The organism is Paenibacillus residui, from assembly GCF_042677205.1.
GTDB lineage: Bacteria > Bacillota > Bacilli > Paenibacillales > NBRC-103111 > Paenibacillus_L > Paenibacillus_L residui.
In genome coordinates this window covers 1-8,391 of sequence record NZ_JBHTIU010000020.1, presented here as the reverse complement: position 1 = coordinate 8,391, position 8,391 = coordinate 1, and the positions used below count along the sequence as shown (strand labels likewise).

The window sequence follows — 8,391 nt, the reverse complement described above, 5'->3', positions numbered from 1 at the left end:
CGCGGTGGGCCCGGCCGTCACGGTCTCAACCGTGACAGGCACGGCCGAGACCGCCGCGCGGCTGGCTGCGCGGGTGCCCGGGGCGGCGGCCGAAGGCATGGAAGGCTTCGGCGTAGCGACAGCCGCCCGCCAGTTCGGCCTGCCGGTGTTGGAGCTCCGCGCGATCTCCAATCCGGTAGGGCCGCGGGACCGGGCCGCATGGCGGATCGGAGAAGCCTTGGACGCGCTGGCCGCCGCCGGCGCAGTACTGCAGGAGGTGCTGGAATGAAGATAGCTTTTTCCCCTTGTCCTAACGATACATTTGTTTTCCATGCTTGGGTGCACGGACTTATTCCGGGAGCGCCGAAGCTCGATGTCACCTATGCCGATATTGATGTGACCAACCATTTGGCGGTTGCCGCCAATGGGCCGGACGTGCTGAAAATCTCGTACGCCGCCCTGCCGTGGGTACTGAACGATTATGCCTTGCTGCCCTGCGGGGGAGCGCTGGGCCGAGGCTGCGGCCCGTTAGTGCTGACCGCCCCTTCTGCAGAGGGAGCGGAGGCTGCGGCATTGGCGGGCCGGCGGGTGGCGGTGCCGAGTGAGCGTTCCACGGCTTATCTGCTGTTTCGGCTGTGGGCGGCCCGCAACGTGCCCGGCGGCGTAGGCGAGATCGTGATTATGCCGTTTCACGAGATTATGCCGGCGGTGCGCGACGGCAAGATCGATGCCGGCCTGGTGATTCATGAGGCCCGTTTCACGTATCCGTCGTATGGATTAAATCTGCTGGCCGATCTCGGAGCGTGGTGGGAGGAGGATACCGGCCTGCCCATTCCGCTGGGAGCGATCATCGCCAAGCGCTCTCTGGACCTGGCTTCCATTGCCCGGTGGACGCGCGAGTCGGTGGAGTATGCCTGGGCGCACCCGGAGGCATCACAGAATTATGTCTTGAGCCATGCTCAAGAGATGGATCCCGAGGTTGCCAAGGCGCATATTGACTTATATGTGAACGAGTTCACCGCTGAGCTGGGCGAGGACGGGTATGCGGCAATCAACGCCCTCCTTGGCCGGGCTGCGGAAGAAGGGCTGGTACCGAAGATAGACCCGGCCGCTTTACGGTAAATGCCGACAGAGATTCGGCGCATCATATGCTTCAATGAAAGGCACTTGCGAGAGGTACAGGCAAGTGCCTTTTTTGCAAATATAAGAAGGTATAAGTTTCCAAAGGACGGCGATAGCCGTCTATCCCGGCGTCCTCGCTATTTTGTAAAAAAGAATGCAACTTTAAACGGGGATTGCAGGAAGAAAGCAAACCAGGATATTTTCGGCTGCAAAAAGCGGTTGAATAAGGACTACCCTTCAGAGGAATGGAATATATTAGATTAAAACTTTACAAAAATTGAGAAACCAGAGCCTTTCAGCCTCGTATTATTTAATACTATAAAGTATTATTTAAATTAAGAGGAATAATCTGACTCCCTCTCTTGACGGAATAGAAGGCGACGGGATCCGGAACATAGAGAGGCCTATGCATACGCGGCGCCGGTCAGAAGTTTCTAGAACTAATGCTAAGCAGAAGGAGAAGAGGATATGATTCATTGCCCTAACTGTTATCAACCGAACAAAGATGATCAAAAAATGTGTACCGAATGCGGGTACTTTCTAGAGGAGGAATCAGCCGCGGCCGCAGAGTTGACGGGCCGGGGAGAGAAAACGGCGGAAGGGAAGGATGCCCAGACCGCATCCGCTTCGTCCCGGGAGAAATGGGAGCCTTATGCGGAGAAGGGAAAGCTCGTGGCCAAGGGCTATTGGAGCTACGCGGCGGATAAGCTGAAATCCCCGTTGACCAACGGAGTGGCGGCTGCCCCGTCCCAATGGATTAACGGCTGGATTACGCTCGGTCTGTTCGTGTTATTCTTCAGCCTGTCGAATGTCGTTCAATTGCGAAGTTTGAAGATGGGGATTTTAAGCATCGGCACACAGGTTCCGGTGTTCAAGACGTTCATGGTCAGTTTCTTTCACATCTCGGTTCTGGTGCTTCTTACCGCAGGTATGCTGTGGGTGGCGGTTAAATATCTGATGAAGTTATCCAAGGGATTTACGGAAGTACTGTCCCGCTATAGCGCTCTGACCGTAGTACCCGTCGGATTGACGATTGTCTTCTTTCTCACGTCGCTGATCGGATTGAGATCGCTGGCTTTATTTTTGCTTGTATTTATTTTGTTGGGATGGATAGCTGCGGTCCTCGTTACTATTTACTCTTTCAACAAGGAATCTGAAGGAACCGGCGCCGATCCGTTATACAGCCTGTTTGCCGTTTTCTTTGTCCTGTGTTTCTATCTATGGGTCGCCGGGGATTCCCTGACGAAGTCCTTCCTGAGTCTTGTCGTCAAATTTTAAATAGAACTATAGCAATCCCCCGGTGCTTGAGCAGTGGCCGGGGGATTTTGGCGCGGATATGGCCTGCGCCTCACGAACCACGCTGATTGGCGGATGTTCAAATAGGAGTACACAGGCTTGTTTACCACATTGGAAAGTTTAAGTTGATTAAAGCATCATAGTGGATAAAATCAACAATTGGTATAAAAAGCTACCTATCATACCAAATGGGGCTCCCCGCAAATCTTTATCGAAGCAAGGCAAGAAGAGCGACCGCGTTTAGAGGAAGGTTTTAGACGCCGACTCCGTTGGAGTGCGGACGGACTAAGCTTCGAAGGCCACACGTCCACTTTGGGGGATTGACAGAACTCCGTTATTTCTTCAGCAGGACGACAATTAGGATGGCGATAATGACGAGGAGCAGCAGCGCTCCTCCCAGAATAGCTATTAACCCCCAATTAACAAACACCATGATCATCACCTCAATAGAGTTCAAATTCGATAAGAAGAAGTTAACTCCTGCATTATCTGCCATAACACTAAAACCTGTCAATATGTGGATAGACTATCCAATTGACCAGTTGGTCATTTCGAAAAGTGACAATCTTTTGAAAAAATATTATTCCCCTTTATTTCTCAGGGAATATGGAATAAATGTTTAGCGAATTGTTTTGACCAATGAGTCAGTAAATAGTACCATTAGAAAAGAAAAAGACACTAGCGAAGAGGGGAAATGAGAATGCTCGGAAGAAATTGGACCCGATCTAGTAGTATAGTCCTGCTGCTTGTTCTTGTCCTGATCGCTGCGGGATGCAGTGGGAATCCGACTGGAGGGAGCCAGGAAGCAGAGGAGAAACAGACTCCTGTCCAGGTAGAGACGGTTCGCGAGGGGGATATGGCACTTAATCTGGAAATAGCCGGTACAGTGCAAGCATCTCGCCAAGTTACCGTGGTGCCTAAAGTATCCGGGACGCTGGCGGAGCTGCATGTCAGCAAAGGACAAGCCGTCAAGCAGGGAGACCCCCTGGCCACTGTGGATAATCGTGATCTTGTAACGGCCCTGGAGCTGGAGAAAGCCGGGCTGGCCAATGCATTGAACCAGCTTGAGCTCGCTAAGTCGAGAGAGCGCCAAGGATTGGATGCTTCCAAAAATTCGCTGAGAGACGAAGTGGCGAAGGAGCAGGCGGCTGAAAACTTGCGGCAGGCACAATTGGCCGTCGAACAGGCGGAAATCGGAGTAAAGCAGGCTAATCTGCGGATTAAGCAGGCGGAGCAAAGATTATCCGACTCGGTCATTTATTCGCCTATCTCCGGTGAAGTGCTGTCCATTCAGAATGAAGTTGGAGAGCTCGTGGGACAATCTCCTCTCATGGTGATTGTGTCGCTGGATCCGATCAAGGTAGTGGCCAACGTCAGCCCGAAGCAGCTGCCGCTGTTCCAGCAAGGGCAAAATGTTGAACTGGCGTTAAACTCGGATAGCGGGCCGGTAACCGGAACGGTGGAATATGTGTCTCCCGCAGCCCTGGATTCCGGGCTGTTTACTGTAGAGGTTAAGGTAGGAAATGCGGACGGCAGCATCAAGCCGGGAATGACAACCAAGCTTCTGGTTCCGCAAACCCTTGCCGAGAATGTGCTCATCCTGCCTACATCCTCCATTCTGGAGGAGAATGGAAAGTCCTATGTATATGTTATCCGTGGGGACCAAGCGGTCAAACAGGAAGTACAGATAGTTCAATCGCAAACGAATGAAACAGCGGTACAGGGAGAAATCACCGCAGGGGAACGAGTCGTAACGAAAGGCCAGTTTACTTTGACAGATGGCAGCAAAGTGAAGGTGATGGGGGAGGGGGACGTTAATTGAAGCTTGTAGACGTATCGGTCAAACGTCCCGTCGGTGTCGTCATGGTCGTTCTGGCCATCCTGGCGCTCGGCTTCGTATCGCTTAAAAATTTGGCGGTCGATCTGTTTCCCAACATCAACTTGCCGATCGTCGTCGTAGCAACCAGTTATCAGGGCGCAGGCCCGCAAGAAGTGGAAAATTTGGTCAGCCGGCCGGTGGAATCCGCCGTCAGCTCCGTTCAGGGGGTCAACACCATTCAGTCGACCTCCCAGCCTAACTCCTCGTTGGTTGTGCTGATGTTCGATTCCGGCGTCAATCTGGATACGGCCGTTGCCGAAGTCCGGGAGAAGGTCGACCAGATGAAGAGCTTCTTGCCGGACAATGCGAATGATCCCTCCGTGCTGCGCTTCGACCCTCAACAAATTCCGGTTATGTCCATCGGCCTGAACGGGGATAAGCCGGAGGTGCTGCAGGATATCGCGGAGAACCAGATCGTTCCTATGCTGGAGCGGGTGAACGGGGTGGGCTCCGTGTCGGTGCAGGGAGGAAAGACCCGGGAAATCCAACTCGAGCTCAACCGCGCGGAGATGAAACGTTACGGAATCTCGAGCGGGCAGATTGTTCAGGCGCTTAGCGGCGAGAACCGCTCGGCGTCGGCCGGTGTCATTGCCAAGGGGGATAAGGATCTGCAGATAAGGGTCCAGGGAGAATATACGAGCCTTGACGATATTGCGAACACCTTGCTGATGCTGCCGCAAGGCGGATATATCCGGATATCGGATGTAGCCGAGATGAAGGATACTTACAAGGAGCAAAACTCGTTGACCAAGGTCAATGGAGAATCAGCCCTTGTCTTATCCGTACAGAAGCGTTCCAATGCCAATACCGTCAAGGTTGCGGACGGATTGAACAAGGCGATTGTGAAGATCAATCAGGAGCTTGGCGACCGGGCCAAATTGTCCGTCGTCATGGATACCTCGATTTTTATCAAAGAATCGATATCTTCGGTTATTAACAACATGATTTTAGGAGGGGCCATCTCGGTCTTCATCCTGCTGCTGTTCCTGCGAAGCCTGCGGGCGACGCTTGTTATCGGGATCTCTATTCCGATTGCGGTAATCTCCACATTTTCATTGATGTATTTCACCGGACAGACGGTCAATGTATTGTCCATGGGGGGATTGGCACTCGGGATCGGGATGATGGTCGACTGTTCGATTATTATTCTGGAAAATATTACGAGGCACCGCCGCAACGGTGCTACGTTAATCGAGGCGGCCAAGCAGGGAGCGTCCGAGCTGGGATCGGCGGTTATCGCATCCACTACTACCAGTCTGGTAGTTTTCCTGCCGATTGTCTTCGTTAAGGGAATCGCTTCGGACCTGTTTGTTCCGTTAGCCTTGACCGTTTCCTTCTCGCTGATCGCATCCCTGGTCGTTTCGTTGACTCTGGTTCCGATGCTGTCCTCGAAAATGCTCAAGCTCAAGACGCATGAGGAAGTTCGCAACGGCAATGGCGGCAAGCAGGTTGGAAAAGGATTGTTCAGCCGCTTTACTGCCTGGTTTGGCGGAATAATAAAGGTATATAAAAAGTTGCTTAAATGGGTGCTTTCCCATCGCAAAACGACCGTTACCCTGACGATCGTTATATTGGTAGGCAGCCTGGCCCTAGTTCCATTCATCGGTATGGAGTTCTTCCCTGCCTCGGATCAAGGACAGATCACGATCAATATTGAGACCGATACCGGATCGAACCTGCACGAAACCGAGAAGGCAGCGGACCAGGTGTCTGAAATGCTGAAGCCTTATGCGGATTTGATTGAAACCAATTATTTATCGATAGGCAGCGGGGGCGGCTTCGGCGGCTCGGGGACGAATACCGCGTCATTTAATATTCAACTGATACCCGCCAATGAACGAAGCATGACCACCAGTCAGATGATGGTAGAACTGCAGGAGAAGACGGCTTCAATTCCCGGCGCCGAGATCGTAGTAACCGAAGCATCGGCGGGACTGGGAACCGGTAACCCTGTGCAGATTCAGATTAACGGGCCGGATTACGCCGTTCTCTCCGAGCTGGCGGACCAAGTAGTCTGGACGATTTCCCAAATTGACGGCATTCATAATGCCCAGAGCTCGATCTCTGCAGGGCGTCCGGAAATCCAAGTGCACGTCAACCGCGAAGCGGCGGCTCAATACGGCTTGAGCTACCAGCAGGTGCTTCAGGAGGCGGAGACCGGCTTCAATGGCCGGGTGGCTACCCGCTATCGGGAAGACGGCTACGAGTATGATGTCCGAATTCTTCTGCCGGAGGGCGAACGGAAGACGATCAGCGACCTGGAAATGATGATGCTGCCTACGGCGACCGGACAGCTCATTCCGCTGTCCGCAGTGGCTGATTTGCAGCAGATCCAAGGACCTTCGGAAATCCAGCGGCAGAATCAGGAGCGCCAGGTTAATGTGACGAGCGATATCGTAGGCCGTGATCTTGGCGGAGTCATTACCGACATTAACGCAGCTCTAAGCGGTATGAATTTTCCGGAGGGCTACTCCTATTCTATGGGAGGTCAGGCGGAGGATATGATGGAATCGTTCCAGGATTTAGCTATGGCACTGGTGTTCTCTATCTTCCTTGTTTATATCGTCATGGCCGTCCAGTTCGAGTCGGTGCTTCATCCTCTGGTGATTATGTTTGCCATGCCGACCATGTTCGTAGGGGTTATGCTGGGGCTGTTCGTAACCGGTAAGCCGCTTAGCGTTCCGGCTTTGATAGGACTCATTATGCTGGCGGGGATTGTGGTCAACAACGCCATTGTGCTTATTGATTACATCAACGTGCTGCGCAGGCGGGGCGTGGATCGTACCGAAGCCATTATGCAGGCGGGTACGACTAGGCTGCGCCCGATTTGGATGACTACGCTGACCACCGTGCTCGCCATGATCCCGCTTGCTTTAGGAATCGGCGAGGGGGGCGAGTCTCAGGCTCCGCTGGCGGTTGTCATCATCTTCGGGCTGATGGTTTCCTCCTGCTTCACCCTGTTCCTGATCCCGGTCATGTACACTCTGTTTGACGATATGGCCGGCTGGTTCAAGCGACTCTTTCGCCGGAAGAAGAAGGATTCGACCATTGTCCCGACCGGGATCAACGGTTAAGCTTGAATGAGCAGATTACGGATAGCCTGCGGAAAGGCCGCCCTGTGTAGAGGCAGTTGCAGAAGAAGCAGCTAGACCTGTAATAGCAGCTGCAGTAGAAACAAATGGAAGTAACGTGTAAGAAGCCCTTGCGATGCAAGGGCTTCTTTATATAAGCGGACAATGGGCGCGAAGTGCTTTTAGTTCTGTCCATTTGAACGATTATTCATAACAAAAGCGGACCTTTCGTGCCATACATACGGCCGATTGTATGATTATTCGATTTATTATATAGAACGCATCGTTCGCATCAAGATCAGCTATGCTTGTCACTATGGAAAAGCCACATGGATAAAAGCAGCGCCCATTTTTGGCTAGAGACGGTTGACTTTGGTTCAATTCAAAAATATAATATTCAGTAATTTAGTAAATCAGTAATTTAGTGAAACGAAATATTCGTTGTCCTTTAAACTGGGTGAAACGAAGGGAATTTAAAAGAAAAGAGGTACACATATGAAAATACCAACAACACTAAAGCATAAACCCGTTGTCGTGTCGGAAAATTACGAGCAGATCGACGGACGGTATGCCCGAAATACGGATGCCAAGGGCCTGTCCCTGGGATTGGCTCAGTGGAATGACAGGGGCAACGTCGATATTTCGGCCAAAGTATGGAGATATACGGGGGAGAAATGGTCCAGACAGTCGGAGGAAATGCCGCTACATCGTGTGCTTGACCTATCCATTCTTATTTGCCGGACGATCGCGCATTTTCGCGAAGCTTACCGATATGAGCATTTGTACGATACGGAGAATCCGGTCATCGACCGGGTCGGCCTGCAGGGTGATGCCATGACGGTAGCGGTTTGCACGGACAACGAGAAAATCAACGAAGATATCAAGCTGTTCAATCAGGCTCTGAGTAACGACGATGAGATGATCGGGGAACGGCTGCGCACTTTATCGAGAATTTTGAAGGATATGGGGTATTAATATTTTTAACTTCCAAAAGCGAGGTTCAACTCCACCGTCTTTAGACGGTATCCGCTTTTAGCCCTACAG

Annotated in this window: 7 protein-coding genes; 6 read left to right on the top strand and 1 reads right to left on the bottom strand. The window is 52.1% G+C overall.

The genetic code is table 11. The annotated features are described in order from the left end of the window. From ACFQ03_RS05830 to ACFQ03_RS05820, 3 genes are all read left to right on the top strand, one after another. A partial coding sequence (locus tag ACFQ03_RS05830) for a phosphorylase family protein (protein ID WP_449290181.1) occupies nucleotides 1–268 on the top strand: 268 nt, incomplete at its 5' end. Then, nucleotides 265–1,101 carry a 1,4-dihydroxy-6-naphthoate synthase gene (locus ACFQ03_RS05825; protein WP_379286728.1) on the top strand — a complete coding sequence of 279 codons (837 nt, stop codon included), beginning with the start codon at nucleotides 265–267 and terminating at the stop codon, nucleotides 1,099–1,101. The genes ACFQ03_RS05830 and ACFQ03_RS05825, both read left to right, overlap by 4 nt. A 468-nt stretch (nucleotides 1,102–1,569) precedes the next feature. Beyond that, entirely contained in the window at nucleotides 1,570–2,379 is an 810-nt protein-coding gene (locus tag ACFQ03_RS05820; RefSeq protein WP_379286726.1) for a zinc ribbon domain-containing protein, read from the top strand. A gap of 352 nt (nucleotides 2,380–2,731) precedes the next feature. Here ACFQ03_RS05820 and ACFQ03_RS05815 read toward each other — a convergent pair whose 3' ends face one another. Then, nucleotides 2,732–2,893 carry a hypothetical protein gene (locus ACFQ03_RS05815; protein ID WP_186328300.1) on the bottom strand — a complete coding sequence of 54 codons (162 nt, stop codon included), beginning with the start codon at nucleotides 2,891–2,893 and terminating at the stop codon, nucleotides 2,732–2,734. A 204-nt stretch (nucleotides 2,894–3,097) separates the two neighbouring features. Between ACFQ03_RS05815 and ACFQ03_RS05810 the strand changes: the two genes are divergently transcribed. The 3 genes from ACFQ03_RS05810 (at nucleotide 3,098) to ACFQ03_RS05800 (ending at nucleotide 8,322) form a co-directional block, all read left to right on the top strand. Further along, nucleotides 3,098–4,219 carry an efflux RND transporter periplasmic adaptor subunit gene (locus tag ACFQ03_RS05810; RefSeq protein WP_186328299.1) on the top strand — a complete coding sequence of 374 codons (1,122 nt, stop codon included), beginning with the start codon at nucleotides 3,098–3,100 and terminating at the stop codon, nucleotides 4,217–4,219. Next, nucleotides 4,216–7,350: an efflux RND transporter permease subunit gene (locus tag ACFQ03_RS05805; RefSeq protein WP_379286723.1), complete on the top strand. Its 3,135-nt coding sequence runs from the start codon at nucleotides 4,216–4,218 to the stop codon at nucleotides 7,348–7,350. The genes ACFQ03_RS05810 and ACFQ03_RS05805 overlap by 4 nt, the downstream gene beginning before the upstream one ends. A gap of 492 nt (nucleotides 7,351–7,842) precedes the next feature. After that, nucleotides 7,843–8,322 carry a DUF6530 family protein gene (locus ACFQ03_RS05800; protein ID WP_144935102.1) on the top strand — a complete coding sequence of 160 codons (480 nt, stop codon included), beginning with the start codon at nucleotides 7,843–7,845 and terminating at the stop codon, nucleotides 8,320–8,322. Nucleotides 8,323–8,391: the final 69 nt, after the last annotated feature.